This window comes from Sedimentibacter sp. MB35-C1 (assembly GCF_030913635.1).
GTDB lineage: Bacteria > Bacillota > Clostridia > Tissierellales > Sedimentibacteraceae > Sedimentibacter.
In genome coordinates this window covers 1,275,250-1,291,143 of the sequence record NZ_CP133188.1, presented here as the reverse complement: position 1 = coordinate 1,291,143, position 15,894 = coordinate 1,275,250, and the positions used below count along the sequence as shown (strand labels likewise).

The following is a 15,894-nucleotide window of genomic DNA, read 5'->3' as shown; positions in this document are numbered from 1 at the left end:
GAAAATTTCTATAGCAATTACCCCCTTCCCTTGTTGAATAGGGTTATGATATCTTTTACATCTTGCAAAATTTCCTCATTATCTTTTTCCTCAATAGCACCGCCTAGCATTAACAGCTTTTTAAAATCATCAAAGCTACCTGTATCCTGGTACGGAATCCATCTTAGAAACAAGAGTTCATCTTGGTATTTTTTGAATACATACTCAACAAGAGAAATAGCAGAATCAATATCTGTTTTTAAAATATAATCTAAAGAGCCGTATCTCTTTAGAAGCAGGTCTATTGTTTCTTCGTAATTAAACCTGCCAATAAAGTAAAAAAACGCTTAAGGTCATTCTCTTTCCCTAGCGTTTCTAAATTCTCTGCAAGTTTCAATATATCCATCTGCTCAACATCCTTAGCTTTCATTTCAAACGGCCCTGAAAGAATATCGTATATAGCCTGTTCAGATTTCTTCTGTGAAAAAATTTCAATCAATCCAAGAACGCCTTCAATTCCAACATCTTCAACGTTCATTTCTCCTGCATTTGCCTTTTTTAATATAGGCTTTATTTCTTCCTTTAAGCTTGCCTTTCCTATTGCTCTTAATGCGTTAAATACATCTTGTGTTTGTAATTTTCTCATTTTATTCTTCTCCTGTAACTTCTTTATTCGGATAATATATTTCAAAAGGTGGTACCAAAGGGTCATTGTTTGTAAAATGTCCTGTAAAAGTCATTGCTATAACTGCTTCCGCCTTATCTGCCACGTTTAATGTCAGACCGCTTGTTGCCAACGCATTTTTCACAACAATAATTACCGGCATTTCGCTGCCTGACAGTTTACCAACCCAAGTTATATTATCTATATAATCAGTTAATCGTATCTGATGGTTGGCAGTAATTTTTTTATAATTATTCGGCCCATCTACAACATCTCCAGAACCTAATGCTATTTTAATAGTATCTTGGCTTATTTCTTTCACATTAGCGGATATAGTAACAACCCATTCATCTATATGTTGCAATCCTTTTCTTACTCCCATAGTTCCATCCACATCTATTTTCCTAATTGTAGGTATCGCCGAAAAAGAGCCACCACCTTGTGTTGCACCTATTAATTTATTTGCCGTCACTGCAGACTCGAAAGTATCTGTACCTACAATGAAGTTTTTAAAAAAAGCTCCGGCGTCCAGCAAAAGATTATCGGCTGTTTTATCTGTAATTCCCGAGTATTTCATCTTGTTTATTCTCCCTTCAATTCATGTAAATGTATTTCGAATAATAACCTACGCCTGATTATTTCCTTATCATCCTCTTTGATATTTTGCCGTGAACCTCTATATGAAGTGAATTGTATTTTATCGTTTCTAAAGTAGCACTTGTTTAACGTATACTGAATATTGTCTGCTAATTCTTCGACAGCCTGTGTACTTGTTCCGCAATCAATAACATTAACTTCAAGCTGAAACAAGGTCTTTCCTGAATTATAAGACACTTCGCTAAGCTCATAAACCAGACGAGGATAGATGTTAAAGTCCTGATTGCCTTCATAGAAGACATTATTCGTTAGAACTTTAAAAATTTTCTGTAATTCAACTCTAAGTGCCCAGGTTTTGCTCATCTCCAGTTTCCCCTTCTTCATTTATTAACGATTTTGCTTTTACTTCGTCCTCTACAGCTGATAAATATTGTGCTTCTATTTTTTGTATATCATCAACACTTTCAAATACTGTGTCGCGTAGTACGCTTCTTTTAGGCTGATTGTTGCCGCCAAGTTCCTGTAAAACTCCATACCAGGTGTTGTGTTTGAATCCCATTTGTAGATCAGTCTCTTTTTTCCTAACCCAGTACTGAGTCGACTTATAGAGCCTTTTATTTTTCTTCATGCCAGGAAGATTTTTCAGTTTTGCTATCATCTTCTTACGCAGTACTTTTGCAACATCTTTAAGGGCCGCCCTAGACAGTTCCCTGATAGTATAGTTCGCGCGGTCTACACCTGATGTAAATGTTAAACCATTTTTATTAGAGTATTTTGTTACACTCTTAGGCATTGGCATTTATACCACCGCCTCACACAACAAAGCAAGAGATTCAAATTCACTCTCATCTTTTGCTTTAACCGGGTATACATCTATGATCTTGTATCTATCATCTTCAAATTTTAGCACTCTTTCGTTATCGTATTCATATTTATTGACAGCAAAGGTAATAGAAGGTTTTAATCCATTCGTAAAAGCTTGATAAAATTCTTTGCTTCTGTAATCAAGTTTTGAAGCAAGCACGCTTCTTTCAGTTTCTGTCTGAATCGTATCTCCACCCTCATCAACAGCATTAACGGCTTTAATTAGCAATACCTCACAATCGTATGTCATGCAATAACCACCGTCCAAATCCCGTTCACCATATCTACAGCAGTCCATGCGCCATCGATATACATTTGCTTTGAGCTGTCTTGAAGGATGTAAACTGTATTCTCAGCAGGTAATAATGGCAATATGCCAACTATCAGAACATCGCTGACTATAAGATTTTTAATACCAACATGAATGATAAGATTATGAAGCCTATACTGTAAATGTCTAGGCATACCTTTGTCACCGTCTCGGTTTTGGTACCTCCAAGTAACATAGTCTACTACAAATATCAAATGATAAGGGTTAGCACCATCAAGCACTAACCCCTTCTCATCCTCTAATTCTGTAATTACACCGTTAACTATTGCTGATATGTATGTATCTCTCACTGTCCCGTTAATTCCAAGTTTTGCTTTGACTAAACCTGTCACTATTGATGTGTCCATTATATCAGCTCCTATTCCTTACTTTTTAGTGCTTCCTCAGCTTTTAAAACAGCATCCTTCCCTTTGATTTTTTCGCCGTTGGATAATTCATAATATCCACCGCCCGTATGTTTAGGAAACTCAGGAGTGTCTCCTTCTGCGTTTCCTATCACTTCAATTAAATCTGGGCGAATAGATATAATTTGCTCCGCTCTTTCCTCTGTTATTTCTATTTCTTTGCCCTCTTTTTGAATGCATTTATTCTCCGCATCTAAAAATGTTTTTAATATTTGAACCTTCATAATTTAGCCTCCATTAATTTGCTGTATCAGCTGCAAAAGTCACTGCAGTTGCCGTAGGAGGTGTTTCTAAATCTTCCTGGCTGATATTGATTGCAACGAATGCCTCACCGATTACTGGACGGCCATCATAACGAGCAGTGCCTTTGAATATTGTATTGTCTTCTATAAATTGAGCGTGCTCAGATTGTGCTAAAGTAGCTCCTTTTCTTTCAGCCAACAAATACAACGACATGTATCCACCAATTATTACATTGTCAGGAATAAATTCTAAGAATTCTATCTCTCCGCTAACAACAGGCATTGTTTTTGTTTGCCCTGATACGATTGCACCAGAGGCATTAATTGATAGTGCCTTTGCTTGAAGAGTAGCAAAAGTATTTTCATTCATACACCAAGTTTTTCCACCAGTTGCATAGTTTGCTTTCACTTTTCCAAGTTTTAGAATTAAATCCTTGTAAAACAAAACGTCAGTATTAGCAGCTGCATCAATCAGCAACAAGTTAGTTGTATGTAAATCAGTCCAATCTTTCTCTTTCGTTCCCCAGTATGCAGGTTGAGCAGTTTCGGCAAGTCGTGTTACTATACCTACCGGCATTTTTACGCCTTTACCGTAAAGGATAGCCTTATCAACTGCAAGGCCAATCGCCTGACCTAAAGTAACTAAAATTTCATTCGCTAAGTTAATATCAGAATCTTCCAATAATGAATTAGCTACCGGGATAAATCCACCGACCTTGTATCCATCGACCTCAAATTGATTAAATACAATGCTTAATTCGTTGAGTTTAGCAACCATTTCAGTCCATATTCCTTCAGGAACAGTGCCGGCAATGTTTTGTCTTGCCTTGCCATTTACAGGCTTTAAATTAACTCTTGATATTAGCTTAGAGTATTTGTGAAGATTGTCTCTTAACAGTTCAAGCATAACATCAGGAATGTTAAGTTCTCCACCAGTTACAGCTCTTTTTTGGCCAATAAGTTCACGAGTTCTGGTTAAAAACTCTTGAACTTCATTTCTAACTAGTAGAGCGTCCACTGCTTCTCTTGTCATTCCGCTGAAAAATTTGTATCTCTTCATAATTCCCTCTCCTTTAGGATTTGATTTTATTTGTTCGGGTTCTTTTGAATCACTCTTTGGTTCCTTGCTGTTAAGTTTTTCGAGTTCTCCTTCTAGCTCAGCGATTTCACCTTCAAGCTTAGATTTCTTTTCTTCGAGTTCTTCTTTTTCTGTTTCAAGCTTGTCTGTGTTTTCCTCTACAAGAGCAATTTCTTCGTCAGTTTGAGCTTCTTCCAAAGCTACCTCTAATTCCGCTTCTCTAGTCTTCAGCCCTTCCTCTTGAGTGCTTAATTCAGCTAAGCTAGCGTTTCTCTGTTCAATTTTCTTAGCTATCATTAATTGTTTGAGTGCCATTTATTAATCCTCTCTTTCAATTTGTTTTTTCTTTGCTCTAGTTGCTTTTCTTTATGCTGCTCAACTTCTTTTTGTCTTGCCTGTACTCCTGTTTCCTCATATGCAGGGAATGTGCATACGGAAACCTCATGCAAATCAATTTCCTGAATGGTCCATTTTACGGTGCCATCATCTTTCCAGTCTGTTTCCTCTTTCAAGATATTAAATCCAAAAGAACATTGGTCCACATCACCGCGCTTTACTCTTTCGTACAAATTAACAGCATCTGAATCCTTGTCATTTATTCGGATTCTTCCCCAAAGTCCATGACTATCTGTCTTAAGCTCTAAAGTATTTGCTTTATTTCTTCCGAGCACTAAAGTCGTATCATGATTTATGAGTGCCCTGATATCATTTCCAAGCGTATTGTCAAATGCTCCCGGCGAAATTTCCTCAAATGCTCCCGGCCATAATTCCGTTTGTTTTCCAAACACAGAAAAATAACCCTCTATAAACATGTCTCCGGAGTTTTCTTCTGCCCTTGTCGCTTTGAAGTCAGCTTGGAAACTTCGAGTTTGTTCTGCGCTTCTATTTATAATCTTACTCATCTGCACCACCTCCTTGTATTAGTTTCTTTTGCTCTCCTATCATGCCTCTTGGTATGTAGTTCTCTAGTATGATCAGCTCGTCCAAACCTTCTTTTGGTGAATCGCCTATAAGATTTAATACATCATTGCCAGTGTAAATTCCTCTGATATACAAGTCCATTCCCATGGAAGCCAATTCTTTTGTGTCATACGCCATAAGACTTTTAGCATTGCATTTAAAATACCAGCTAGGATTTATAATTAACCCTTTCGTTAATACTTGTTGGAACATTTCAGCAATGCTCTTTATTCTTGTGCGGATAAAGTTGTTGTACTCTTCCTTATTAAAACTTCCAACACCCAATAAAAAAGCCGGGATATCTAATATTCCAGCCACAGTCCTTTTATCTAGTTGCACAGCATCATTTATTGCTAAATCATTCAAAGAAAGAGGTTTTACTTGGTCAACTTTAATCAAGTCAGCTGGTATTACCCAGGGTTTTCCTTCTCCAGTATCATCAACGTACTTTTTTAGAACCGCGTCTCTTCCATCCGGAGTGGTAAACTCTTCCGTCATAGCATCAACAGATATGATTACAGAGGGTTTCCATTTATCTGACATAAAAGCATTTTTTGTTTTATTTGCTTGTTTCAAATTTGTAACAAGGTCCTTTAAAACAACTCTATAACCGGTACCCCTCCATGGCTTTTCAGGATCAGGATTAACAATAAAATGCAATATCTCGTCATAGTTGTAAGTCTGACTTCCATATTTCACTTCATATCCACCCTGTATTTCTGAAAAGCTAATCCTTGAAGGCTTTAATGGAATAAGTTCCTGAATCAACCCATTTTCAACCTTTGGGAATACAACGCTGTTTCCATCGCCAGGTAACAACATTGAATAAATTATATTGTAAACCCATGTCTTTCTTGTCATCAGCTTATATGGGTTGATGTCAATTTTACGAGATAATTCGTTTTTAACTCTTATATCTCCACTTTTTGTATTTTCCATAAGATGAATTGTCATGCTAGAAACTAGATCAGCTATTTTACTCACAGCCATCTTTACCTCTGGATTGTCAGCTAGTTTTGTATATCCAGGAATTGCAAGTGTATCATATGCGTCGGTAGATAAGAACCAACTCAAGGCCGTCTCTCTTTTTTGGCTGCCTGGTTCAGCACGTGTTCTTTTATTTTTGTTGCCTTTGTTTTTGCTCAATTTATTACCTCCTAACTATTAAGCCAGTCACTGGCTGATGTTGATTTTTCCATATTTTCTATTAATCTGACAGCTCCAAACACGGCAACATCAAATAAGTCTATTCTCATTTCAGTCATTATTTTTTCGTACTGTATCATGTCATCTGTTTTTTCTATTCCGAGTACATTTTGGACACAGTATTCAAATGCCGATGAATGCAAATAATAAAATTGTTCATCCTTAACATGCTTCTCTATCCGCCTAAATCCTTGTGATTTTTTCCAATGATATTGAGGCTCATCAACAATATTGAAACCTGCTTTTTTCATGCCTAAGAAAAACTCTTTTCCGAACTTTTTATCAAATCCAACTTGCTTTATTTTGAATCCCATCTTTTTCATTTTAATAAACCAGTTTATAATATCCGAGTAATTAACTGTAGGTGTATTGCACATATCAAGCCAGCCATCATCCTGCCATCCAAACAACGGTATTGAATCTTCCTCTGCTTTCTGCTGTGCCGCAACTATAGGGAACCATGCATGAGTAATTGCTATATCAACGCCCTTATAGTTTCCGTATAGACCACCAGCTGTAAGGTCATGCATCTTTGAAAGATCCGCTCCACCATACCAGTCTATTTTTAACTTGGTAAGCTCCTCAAGCGTCCAACTGTATTTTCTATCGCTTGTCTTAAATTCCTCTATATTGAAATATGCTTTCATTGCAGCTGTATACACGTTTAAACTTTTGGAAAAAAAATCTTTTCGCTGTTGAGGATCCTTCTCTGCTTGCATAGCATCATTCATTATGTCATCAGGACGTATTGTTACACCGTAACCAGGGTTAGCCATTTGATGCACTAATGGATCTGTGTAATCAACTTTGCCATTCTTTCCTTCAGGAGCTTTTGCAATAAAGACATAATACTGCTCGTCTATTACAGAGCCGGCTAAAATTTTCGTACAATATTGCAATCTTCGATAACAAAATGAATTCATATTATCGCCAGCAGTTGTTATACCTATCATTAGTTTGTTTGTATATGCTTTCATAGCTTCTTTGATGATATTGTACTGTTTAGGCTTTGTGTATGCATGAATTTCATCAGCTATTGCAAGATTGCAATTGAAACTATCCTGACTGTCTGGGTTTGCGGCCAACGCTTGAATGTATATAGACCCTCCGTCTAAATCTCCCTGTATGCTATGTTCTTGATTGTTGTCGATTATTCTGAAACTTTCTTCTTCACCCATGTATTTGATGTTGAAATTAATAAAGTCAAAACTTTCTAATGACTGCTTAAGAGCATTAGCTGTAATATAACATTTTGCGCCGGACTTTCTGTAATAGATTGATAAAGCCCACGCGAGAGCAGCTGCAAAAGTAGTTTTAACGTTCTTGCGCGGAACAAATATGAATGCCTCTTTATATTTTCTTATTTTTGTACCAACATGATAAAAACCCATGATATTGTATATCGTGAACTTGTGCCATGGAAGCAATAAAAAAGGCTTACCTCTCATCGGTTCGCCTTGTAGATTTTCTCCTTGTTTATGCACGAATGTTCTTTCGATTATTCCAATTACTGTTTCTGCCGGTTTGGGGTCAAAGTAATATGCTTGATTCTCCAGGTCCCGGAAGAATCTCTCACAGCCTTGTTTTTGTTCTTCATTTGCGATTACTTTACCGCTTATAATATCTTTCGCATATTGAAAGACTATATCGTGATTTGCAAAATTACTCAAAGCTTAGATAACGCCTCTGCCAATGCTGATTTTTTAGGGACCTGTATTTTAACAGTATCTACGGCTTTTGGATTGAGACATAATCTATCTGTATAAGTTATAATATCTTTTCTCAGGCTTTCTAACGTAGCTACAATCGGGGCTTTTTTAGTTCCCCCCTGCATGGTCTCAACTTCGAAATCGTATCCGGAGTCTTTGAATTTTTCTGTGAGGATGAAATACTGTTCACGAAGTTCTGAATATATATCTATAATTGGTTCATACTCCGGCTTATATACTCCTAATTTTTTCATGTCCCTAATTGTCTTTTTTCTGATTCCTTCATATGTTGTTGCCTTTCCTGCCACAGTAAAATCACCTCCCAAAAAATATTTTTAAAAAGTCGCTCTATTGGAAATGGCTCCCCCCTCCGGTCCTTTTAATTATATAAATAGAGCTTAAGACCAGGGGGGTTATATCTTTCCAATCCTTTCAACCCAACTGATTCCAAGCTCTGTAAGTTCGTGCGTGTCTCTATCATGCATCTTATTATGGCAAGTTTCACATAGACTGATCAGGTTCTTGCTAACTAATGCTAGCTGCCTGTTATGCTCCAATGGATTTACATGATGCACTGTAGTTGCTGGTGTAGTCTTGCCATACCTGAGACACTCCTTGCATAGATAGCTGTCACGCTTTAAGATAATAACTCTTTTATCTCTCCATCTCTTTGTCTTGTAGAAACTCAATTAATCACCTGCCTTATTTCTGCCCGCCCCTCACCCTATGAAGTCTAAGTCATACCTGCATCGTCTCAATTTAATTAGCCTTCATATTGTAAAAAGTTTGGATATATTGAATTTGTTAATTTCTTTTTTATTTCTTCCAAATCAATTGTTTCTATCGTATCGACACCTATCTTAATATTTCTATAATCCTTTTGCTGTATCATAGGCGCAGTAGCATCTGCCATTCCATTACTGGAAGCTTCAAGATAGGCTAATGCTTCCATCCTTTTATGATCGCATATATCTACATACTTGCACTCCCTGCACTGCTTGCTTAATCTTGATAAACCCATGCTTTACCTTCCTTTCGTCACAATAAAAAAGCCAACGGTTTTGAAACCAATATTCTTTCATAAAAAAAGAGCCTTATCTTAAAGACTCTTCTCTTAATATTAAAAACATTCATTGACAACCCATATAGCCTTCTCGTCATTCTCATTATAAAAACTAGTTAGCTCCTTAAAAGCTGCATTTAATGCTTCACTTTCAGAATCCAACATTACGCATCTTGAAGATATATATGGAGCAGCTTGCTCGCTACCATGATAATGATGACTGTTTGAATAGCTATATTTACCACTCCTTAAATCTCTTTCAATCTTGATTTTAATTTTTTGTGCTTTGATATAAATTTCATATAAATTTACTACGACATATGCCTCGCTGATATTATGATATGATTCAAGCATCTCACTATAATTCATTATACTCTCCTCTTTTGCTTAAATAATTTACCAATATTATACAATGCAAAGCATTTTTTAACAACTATAATATTGCATTTTTTACATACAGATGTATATTACTTAACTTAAAAAAGAACCCGGTTAAGAGTTCTCCTACATTATAAATAATTTTAATTAGAAAAATTATGATCAACTATATTGAATATCCTTTTCAAAACGATAAATAAATTAAAAACTAACAAAAATACTAAATAATATATTATAGCACTTATAATACAACTTATCTTTTGAGTAAACAAGTAAACAAAAGATAATAGCAAAACAGAAATAGAAATTAGAATTTCAAACATTACAGTATGATACGTTTCTTTTATCGCCCGTTTTATTATATTTATTTGATTTGCATTTTGAAATTTTTTTAGATCGATTTTATCCTTCATATCAATCAACATAACAAGTAAAGTAAATAGCATAGAAGTTAATATAGATATTATAACAGTTATAATATTTACCATATCACTATCAATAACCTTAATTCTATTAACCCCTAAAGCTATTAAAAAAGGTAAAATATTGTATGTAAGAAATGGAACTAACAAAAGTTTTCCAGTTTTGTTATTAAAAACGTTAATATGGTTATTAACTATTTTAAAACAATTCATATATTCAATTTTAAAAATAAATTTTGAAATTAATAATCCTATAACACATATAAAAATTAGCGTGTACGGATTTTTAATTATTTCAAATAAGCGCAATTTGTCACCCTCTTACTATTAAACCCATTTCTTCTAAATAAGTCATTGCTGTTTCAATAAGTATAGGCTGCATACTCTCTACCGTTGGATGTCCCCCATTCAGTGTAACCAAATTGGTTATATCATCATTAAAGCTTATGCTCGAAACGTCACTTAAATTAATAGTTTTATACTTTGCCCCTAACTTAAATTCCAACTTAATATTCTCATATTCAAAATTATTAAGTTGAACTATAGTAGCTAAATTTCTTTGTCCTCTTATACATTCGCGAATTCTATCTATGTTATTTCTAATAAAACCAGTCGGTTTATTAATAACATATTCCTCATAAGATTCATTAACTCCATTGTTTAATAATCCTATTTGATTACCTATATCGTTCGGAATTTCATATCTAAAAAAACGAATTCTCTGCAACACTCCATATTCAAAGAGTTTCTCTAAATAAGCCATTGGAGCAACATTTCCTAAAAATAATTTATAATCGAGACTTACAGTTTTCAAATAATCCGACAAAATTTTTTCAAATAAAGTTTTGATTCCAAATATTCCGTTTTTTTGGAGAATTAAGATTCCCCTGTTTACTTCTCCAGGTGGAATAGCTAAGATGAAATTAAACGGCATAACTTCCGCATCATCTTCATTCTTATTAAACCTAAAATTTCCCGTTGTACTATTGATTATCTCAGCCTCTTGGCCATAAGAACCTGTTTTTATTCTCCCAATTATATAATTAAATAAACAATTATTATCCTGTGATTTTTCTTCTTGAATACAACCTTCAAATTTAAAAATTTTTTCTAATACTTCATTATTCTCATATATCTGATTGTTTTCGGTAATAAAGTTATCGAATATATCTATAAACTGTAATCCGTCAATATTATTTAAAGAATAACTTTCGTCATCATTTTTATTTTTTATACCTATCGTATATGATGCTATTGATATATTAGACATTTATGATTTCCCCCACATATAATATTTACCAATATTATACCAAGGAAAACCTTACCTGTCTACAATCGTTGACAAAATATTACATATGAGGCATGATTGTCTGTATTTAAAGAAGCAACAGATTAATTTCTGCTACCTAAAATATATCAAAAAAGAACTCTGTTAGGAGTTCTTACATTGTATGTTAAATTACATCTTCTAACTTTCTGCTACTTTTTATTGGCATAGCTTTATCCCTGCCGCCACCTATAGAAATTCTAAAGGCCTTTTCGCCTTTTTTTCTGCTAATCGTTATCGATTGCTTGTTTAAAGAAAGAATTAATTTAATTTCATCTTTATTTAAAATTGCAAGTTCGCTTTCTTTTAAATTCTTTGATCCGCACACTAAAAACAGCACAATATTATAATTGTCGTCTATGTACTTTTTTATCTCATCTATATCATTTGTAAGAACAAAGTCCCAACTAAAATAATTATCTGATTTTAAATTTTTCTTTGAAGTGCGATATTTTATGTATGCTCTAAAATCACCTTTATCAGTAGAATAGTCATACACTTGTCTATCTTTATCGTTTTCTATTAAAACAGGCGTAATATGATTAGTAAATAACGTAGATAGCACAGAGCCATAATAAAAATCTGCTTCTTTTAACTTTGACATTATATACTCCTCCAATAATTATAATATTTTAACATCATTATACCTCTGCAAACATTTTCTTGCAACGATAATATGACAAAATATTACAATGTGGGTAATCTTATCTAGCCAAAATTAATTTTTAACACTTCATAGTCTTCAATCCTTATCCTTGCAATTATATTAATTTTCTGTATAGCTTTAGCCGCAACTCTCCTAGTTTGAGAGACGCTAAGCATGCTTTCCCGTGCAACTTCATCCCATGTTTTCTTTTCCCAATACTTTGAAACAATCGAAAGTCTTTCATCTTCTGAAAGTGAATTAAGTGCAAGATCAACTTTTTGTAATAAGTTATCAACGCATCGGATCTCATTCAATATTTGTTGTAATATTTCACGTTTTTCCTTACAAGCAATGTCTTCAACTTTTAATGCCGCCTTTGATGTTTTGTCAGAAATATTGCCGCTTCTAGGCATATCCGACAGTATGAAATTAAAGTTAATTGCATCTATTGCATCATCTTGCCACGAATCGTATTCAGTAACTCGTTTTAAATCCGATTCTAAAGAAGTTTTTACGCTTTTAAGCAAAGGAATCTTAATAAAAAGTTCTTTCATCTGATTATCAGTTATTTGTTTCACTCTGTTCTATCCCCCTCATATCTTTTGTTGCCATTTTCTACGAACTTTTCTATGTGAATCATGCCCCATGCAACTTTTAAGGCCTTGATATTTATCATATTTAAATTCTTCAATTGAGCAAGAAAGAAATTGATCGCAGGCCGGATTGTCCAATTTACACAAGCATTTTAATTCTCCATTGCTTCTCCATTGCGTGTAACATTTAACAAGCACCCATGCTCACCTCCATATGTTTTTATAAAAAGAAAAAACACTCTTTGTCCCTGTTCAAAAAGTGCTTTTTCTCATATTTTTATGTTAATTAAGAAAGGATTGTTTATATACCAAAATATATTTTTCATAGTATCATATTAGCACATGTCCGACCGACATTTCACCGACATCTTTTCTTTTTCTCTAATATTTTTAAAAATTCTTTCAATATGCCTTTGAGAATAGCTCATTTCTTTTGCAATTTTAGAATTAGAATACCCTTTGATTCTCAGCATTAACGCTTTTTTTTCAACATCTCTAAATCCGTCTATGATCTTTTCAAGCTCATTTCTCTGGTTATATAGCAAGTTTAATTCTTTTTTTAAATCACTTGTTTCCCTCTCATATTTACACAATTTTAAATATGCCTCATAAGCTTCCATTTGATTTCTTGATTCTTGTATAAACGGATTTTCATAATTTATGGCTGTCAATCCTTGAGGTCTCCAAACCATCATCAGCTTTTGAATTTCTCTTTTTATAGTTTTAATATGTGATTCTATCGTTGCAATATTTTCTGTTAGATCCTTATATTCCTGGATTATCGAATTAGTCATGCATTCCTCCTTGTATTGCATGCATTAACCGCTTGGACATTGATATCGAACTCCTCAAAGTGCAATTTGTGATTTTTTTTATTTTATATTGCAAGCTGGATTTTCTATCAAGTGCCGTTTTGTACATGTCAAGTAATTCAGGACTGTTTTTTACAACACCACTCTCCAGCAATTTAATACATTGCTTCAACTCATATACGTCAAGATTATCAATTTCATATCTAATCCCTTGCTTAACTCGTTTTGCATCATTCAGTGATTTTAAATATTTACGCAATTTTATTAGCTCAGGTCTATCAAAGTATTTAGACAAAATACTTGAAAATATCAATAATCCATTTTCGTCAAAACGTAAATCTGCATAATTTTCTAACTTTATCATTACAAATTCACCCTGACATGCATCTTTTTCAATTTCCTCAAAAATGTTATCGCAAATTTTATTGAAGAAAATTTCAACGTTATAAATTTTACACATATTCCGCAAGCTTACAGAATACGGTACAAATGCGCCTGACTTTTTAATATTATCTTCATTTTTCTTTACAGCTTTTTTTATTGTTTTATATAAAATAGTATTCATTTTCTAATCCTTCCAAATTATATTTTAAATCCATTTATAATCTCATGTTCGTTAGGCTTTAACTCTGCACAGCCCTGTTCTAAGTCGCTTAATATTTTTTCAAAATCAGGCAAATATTTTTCTTGCTTTTTCATATCCTTTGAACCATGATACCAATTCATAGCCTTGTGATATCTTGCTAAATGTTTATTGTATTCTTGTTTTGTCATCTGAATACCTCTCAATCCCATGGAGCTTTTTCAATCTCTATTTGCCTTGGCTCTTGTTTTTTTATATTATCAACCCATGAATATTCTTTGTCTCTTTCTAAAACATCTGTATAATACCTCTTAGAAAAATAGTCAAACTTGAATAAAATTTCTCTGTCAAATACACCAAATTTTCTATCTTTGAAAACAATCAAAGCATTATTATAATTTGAATAAATTTCATTTTTCTCTTTTTCTTCTTTTGTTAATCTGTGAAACCCTATAACTCTATCAGCTAAATCTGTAATATTAGCCGTACCGCTGACAGAATATTTATCTACTCTTATTTGTCCTTGCCCTGGCTTTCTTGGATGAGCAACTAAGTGAACTACTGCATTAAATTTTCTTGCAAATCCCTTTAATTTGATAATTAACTTTGCTTGTTTTTCGTTGCTGTCACCTACTTCTGTTATGTTCATTGTCAGCATGTTATCTATGGCAAAGACTTTAATGCCTTCTCGTTTAGCCATATATGTCATAGCTGATATGATTTCATTATCCGTCGCATAATCTTCTGTATCAAACAAGAATATTTTTTCATCATAAAACTCATCAAAATATTTATAATATTTACTGTTCGGAATAGATATTGATTGCTTTTTTACAGGACAATCATATAAAGCCAGATAATTTTTTCCTGAAAGTTGCAAATCCATCCACTCTTTAAAATCTTCCTTTGGAAGTTCTCCGGAATATACAAAAGCCCTGCTTCCTATTTCTATGCCATTCAAAATTATATTTGACAATATAGTGCTTTTACCGCTTCCGTTATAGCCTGTCCATATAACTAGCATACCACCGTACATGCCACCTATTAAGTTATCCAATTCCTTAAAACCGGTGGATATTGCTTTTATGTTTCTATAGTCCTTTCGTTTCACATCAGCAAGATTTGTTATGTATTCTTTCTTGACTATAGACGCATTATTTATATGCTCTTTGACAGCATTTTTAGCTTCATCTGTCCCTTTTTCTTTGGAAATACGGTATAGCATATCATTAGCATCTTTATATTCGCATTTGACTACTCTTAACTTCCAATCATCAAGCCTTGCAATGGCTTCCTGTTGAAATCCCTTACCTGCACTATCATTATCACCCCATATAATTACTTCATCAAATTTTTCTAACCATTCCCAGCATTCATCAATCCAGGTGAAATCATTAGTACCGCTTGGTATTGATACAGCATTTCTTATTCCGCATTCATCCAAGACCAGCTTGTCCGGCTCACCTTCGATAATTATCAATGGATATGTGAGATCACAATCATCCATACCATACAGCACAGGACGCGTATCTGCTTCTCTCCATGATTTTCTTTCATTACCTCTTGGTTTTCGTGGAATTTTATATTTAATAAAAACCAATTCGCCATTGAGATAATAATTAAAAACTATGTTTTCTTTTTCATCAGAAGTAACTTTATTTTTTATTAATGTTTCCTCAGATATACCTCTTTTTTCAAAGTAATCAATAACATTCTTAGATAGGTTCCTATATGTTACTTCCGGCATTTTATATGCTTTTTTAGGCTTCCTGTATTCCCTGAAATATGATTGCCTTTCTGCCACTATATCAACCCCTAAATGTTTTGCTAACGTGAATAAATTTCCTGTTTGATTACAGCTGCCACGCAAGCAATTATACGCACCTGTAAGCTTATTTATAGCAAAGGTCTCTTTATCTTTATGTTTCCCGCCGTAGCAGAAAGGACAATATACCGGAATTATTTCATTGCCTTTTTCTTTGTATTGCCCCAAGTGAGGTATTATTTTATATAATTGCTCCTGTAAATCGTCCATT

The 15,894-nt window shown here is 33.9% G+C and carries 23 protein-coding genes and 1 pseudogene; all 24 read right to left on the bottom strand.

Annotation, left to right across the window (positions count from 1 at the left end; genetic code table 11):
- Positions 1–17: 17 nt before the first annotated feature.
- Positions 18–173: a hypothetical protein gene (locus RBQ61_RS06060; RefSeq protein ID WP_308139598.1), complete on the bottom strand. Its 156-nt coding sequence runs from the start codon at positions 171–173 to the stop codon at positions 18–20.
- A 107-nt stretch (positions 174–280) separates the two neighbouring features.
- A complete protein-coding gene (locus RBQ61_RS06055) occupies positions 281–625 on the bottom strand; it encodes a hypothetical protein (RefSeq protein WP_308139597.1) in 345 nt (114 codons plus the stop codon).
- A gap of 1 nt (position 626) precedes the next feature.
- Positions 627–1,220 (bottom strand): hypothetical protein, encoded by a 594-nt coding sequence (locus tag RBQ61_RS06050; RefSeq protein ID WP_308139596.1) that lies wholly within the window; start codon positions 1,218–1,220, stop codon positions 627–629.
- A 5-nt stretch (positions 1,221–1,225) separates the two neighbouring features.
- Entirely contained in the window at positions 1,226–1,603 is a 378-nt protein-coding gene (locus RBQ61_RS06045; RefSeq protein ID WP_308139595.1) for a hypothetical protein, read from the bottom strand.
- Positions 1,581–2,039, bottom strand: a complete 459-nt coding sequence (locus RBQ61_RS06040; protein ID WP_308139594.1) for an HK97 gp10 family phage protein — start codon at positions 2,037–2,039, stop codon at positions 1,581–1,583. The genes RBQ61_RS06045 and RBQ61_RS06040 overlap by 23 nt, the downstream gene beginning before the upstream one ends.
- Entirely contained in the window at positions 2,040–2,354 is a 315-nt protein-coding gene (locus RBQ61_RS06035) for a phage head closure protein (protein WP_308139593.1), read from the bottom strand.
- Positions 2,355–2,518: 164 nt separating this feature from the next.
- Positions 2,519–2,782: pseudogene (locus RBQ61_RS06030) on the bottom strand (hypothetical protein); the annotation flags it as partial.
- A gap of 11 nt (positions 2,783–2,793) precedes the next feature.
- Entirely contained in the window at positions 2,794–3,063 is a 270-nt protein-coding gene (locus RBQ61_RS06025; protein ID WP_308139592.1) for a hypothetical protein, read from the bottom strand.
- A gap of 13 nt (positions 3,064–3,076) precedes the next feature.
- Complete coding sequence (locus RBQ61_RS06020; RefSeq protein WP_308139591.1) at positions 3,077–4,474, bottom strand: phage major capsid protein; 1,398 nt, start codon at positions 4,472–4,474, stop codon at positions 3,077–3,079.
- Positions 4,456–5,061, bottom strand: a complete 606-nt coding sequence (locus RBQ61_RS06015) for an HK97 family phage prohead protease (protein WP_308139590.1) — start codon at positions 5,059–5,061, stop codon at positions 4,456–4,458. The genes RBQ61_RS06020 and RBQ61_RS06015 overlap by 19 nt, the downstream gene beginning before the upstream one ends.
- A complete protein-coding gene (locus tag RBQ61_RS06010) occupies positions 5,054–6,265 on the bottom strand; it encodes a phage portal protein (RefSeq protein ID WP_308139589.1) in 1,212 nt (403 codons plus the stop codon). Before RBQ61_RS06010 ends, RBQ61_RS06015 begins: the two co-directional genes overlap by 8 nt.
- Before the next feature lie 11 nt (positions 6,266–6,276).
- Positions 6,277–7,995, bottom strand: a complete 1,719-nt coding sequence (locus RBQ61_RS06005) for a terminase large subunit (protein WP_308139588.1) — start codon at positions 7,993–7,995, stop codon at positions 6,277–6,279.
- Positions 7,992–8,342, bottom strand: coding sequence for a P27 family phage terminase small subunit (locus RBQ61_RS06000; protein ID WP_308139587.1), 351 nt, complete (start codon positions 8,340–8,342; stop codon positions 7,992–7,994). Before RBQ61_RS06000 ends, RBQ61_RS06005 begins: the two co-directional genes overlap by 4 nt.
- 105 nt (positions 8,343–8,447) lie before the next feature.
- Positions 8,448–8,723 carry an HNH endonuclease gene (locus RBQ61_RS05995; protein ID WP_308139586.1) on the bottom strand — a complete coding sequence of 92 codons (276 nt, stop codon included), beginning with the start codon at positions 8,721–8,723 and terminating at the stop codon, positions 8,448–8,450.
- Between the two features lie 74 nt (positions 8,724–8,797).
- Positions 8,798–9,055 carry a hypothetical protein gene (locus RBQ61_RS05990; RefSeq protein WP_308139585.1) on the bottom strand — a complete coding sequence of 86 codons (258 nt, stop codon included), beginning with the start codon at positions 9,053–9,055 and terminating at the stop codon, positions 8,798–8,800.
- A 99-nt stretch (positions 9,056–9,154) separates the two neighbouring features.
- A complete protein-coding gene (locus RBQ61_RS05985) occupies positions 9,155–9,466 on the bottom strand; it encodes a hypothetical protein (RefSeq protein ID WP_308139584.1) in 312 nt (103 codons plus the stop codon).
- A gap of 152 nt (positions 9,467–9,618) precedes the next feature.
- The gene (locus RBQ61_RS05980; RefSeq protein WP_308139583.1) at positions 9,619–10,206 is read right to left on the bottom strand and encodes a hypothetical protein; all 588 of its coding nucleotides are present in this window, start codon (positions 10,204–10,206) and stop codon (positions 9,619–9,621) included.
- Between the two features lie 4 nt (positions 10,207–10,210).
- On the bottom strand, positions 10,211–11,167 hold the full coding sequence (locus tag RBQ61_RS05975; protein ID WP_308139582.1) for a hypothetical protein: 957 nt from the start codon (positions 11,165–11,167) through the stop codon (positions 10,211–10,213).
- 184 nt (positions 11,168–11,351) lie between these two features.
- Entirely contained in the window at positions 11,352–11,828 is a 477-nt protein-coding gene (locus RBQ61_RS05970; RefSeq protein ID WP_308139581.1) for a hypothetical protein, read from the bottom strand.
- Positions 11,829–11,932: 104 nt separating this feature from the next.
- Positions 11,933–12,448: a hypothetical protein gene (locus RBQ61_RS05965; RefSeq protein ID WP_308139580.1), complete on the bottom strand. Its 516-nt coding sequence runs from the start codon at positions 12,446–12,448 to the stop codon at positions 11,933–11,935.
- Positions 12,449–12,798: 350 nt separating this feature from the next.
- Positions 12,799–13,257 carry a hypothetical protein gene (locus RBQ61_RS05960; RefSeq protein WP_308139579.1) on the bottom strand — a complete coding sequence of 153 codons (459 nt, stop codon included), beginning with the start codon at positions 13,255–13,257 and terminating at the stop codon, positions 12,799–12,801.
- Positions 13,250–13,840 (bottom strand): hypothetical protein, encoded by a 591-nt coding sequence (locus tag RBQ61_RS05955; protein WP_308139578.1) that lies wholly within the window; start codon positions 13,838–13,840, stop codon positions 13,250–13,252. Before RBQ61_RS05955 ends, RBQ61_RS05960 begins: the two co-directional genes overlap by 8 nt.
- Before the next feature lie 17 nt (positions 13,841–13,857).
- Positions 13,858–14,049, bottom strand: a complete 192-nt coding sequence (locus RBQ61_RS05950; RefSeq protein ID WP_308139577.1) for a hypothetical protein — start codon at positions 14,047–14,049, stop codon at positions 13,858–13,860.
- 11 nt (positions 14,050–14,060) lie between these two features.
- Positions 14,061–15,893, bottom strand: coding sequence for a DnaB-like helicase C-terminal domain-containing protein (locus tag RBQ61_RS05945; RefSeq protein ID WP_308139576.1), 1,833 nt, complete (start codon positions 15,891–15,893; stop codon positions 14,061–14,063).
- Between the last annotated feature and the right edge of the window lies 1 nt (position 15,894).

Coding starts and splice junctions, on each gene's coding strand:
- RBQ61_RS06055 (WP_308139597.1), bottom strand. CDS start 625: ATGAGAAAATTACAAACACAAGATGTATTTAACGCATTAAGAGCAATA.
- RBQ61_RS06050 (WP_308139596.1), bottom strand. CDS start 1,220: ATGAAATACTCGGGAATTACAGATAAAACAGCCGATAATCTTTTGCTG.
- RBQ61_RS06045 (WP_308139595.1), bottom strand. CDS start 1,603: ATGAGCAAAACCTGGGCACTTAGAGTTGAATTACAGAAAATTTTTAAA.
- RBQ61_RS06040 (WP_308139594.1), bottom strand. CDS start 2,039: ATGCCAATGCCTAAGAGTGTAACAAAATACTCTAATAAAAATGGTTTA.
- RBQ61_RS06035 (WP_308139593.1), bottom strand. CDS start 2,354: ATGACATACGATTGTGAGGTATTGCTAATTAAAGCCGTTAATGCTGTT.
- RBQ61_RS06025 (WP_308139592.1), bottom strand. CDS start 3,063: ATGAAGGTTCAAATATTAAAAACATTTTTAGATGCGGAGAATAAATGC.
- RBQ61_RS06020 (WP_308139591.1), bottom strand. CDS start 4,474: ATGGCACTCAAACAATTAATGATAGCTAAGAAAATTGAACAGAGAAAC.
- RBQ61_RS06015 (WP_308139590.1), bottom strand. CDS start 5,061: ATGAGTAAGATTATAAATAGAAGCGCAGAACAAACTCGAAGTTTCCAA.
- RBQ61_RS05990 (WP_308139585.1), bottom strand. CDS start 9,055: ATGGGTTTATCAAGATTAAGCAAGCAGTGCAGGGAGTGCAAGTATGTA.
- RBQ61_RS05985 (WP_308139584.1), bottom strand. CDS start 9,466: ATGAATTATAGTGAGATGCTTGAATCATATCATAATATCAGCGAGGCA.
- RBQ61_RS05975 (WP_308139582.1), bottom strand. CDS start 11,167: ATGTCTAATATATCAATAGCATCATATACGATAGGTATAAAAAATAAA.
- RBQ61_RS05970 (WP_308139581.1), bottom strand. CDS start 11,828: ATGTCAAAGTTAAAAGAAGCAGATTTTTATTATGGCTCTGTGCTATCT.
- RBQ61_RS05960 (WP_308139579.1), bottom strand. CDS start 13,257: ATGACTAATTCGATAATCCAGGAATATAAGGATCTAACAGAAAATATT.
- RBQ61_RS05955 (WP_308139578.1), bottom strand. CDS start 13,840: ATGAATACTATTTTATATAAAACAATAAAAAAAGCTGTAAAGAAAAAT.
- RBQ61_RS05950 (WP_308139577.1), bottom strand. CDS start 14,049: ATGACAAAACAAGAATACAATAAACATTTAGCAAGATATCACAAGGCT.
- RBQ61_RS05945 (WP_308139576.1), bottom strand. CDS start 15,893: ATGGACGATTTACAGGAGCAATTATATAAAATAATACCTCACTTGGGG.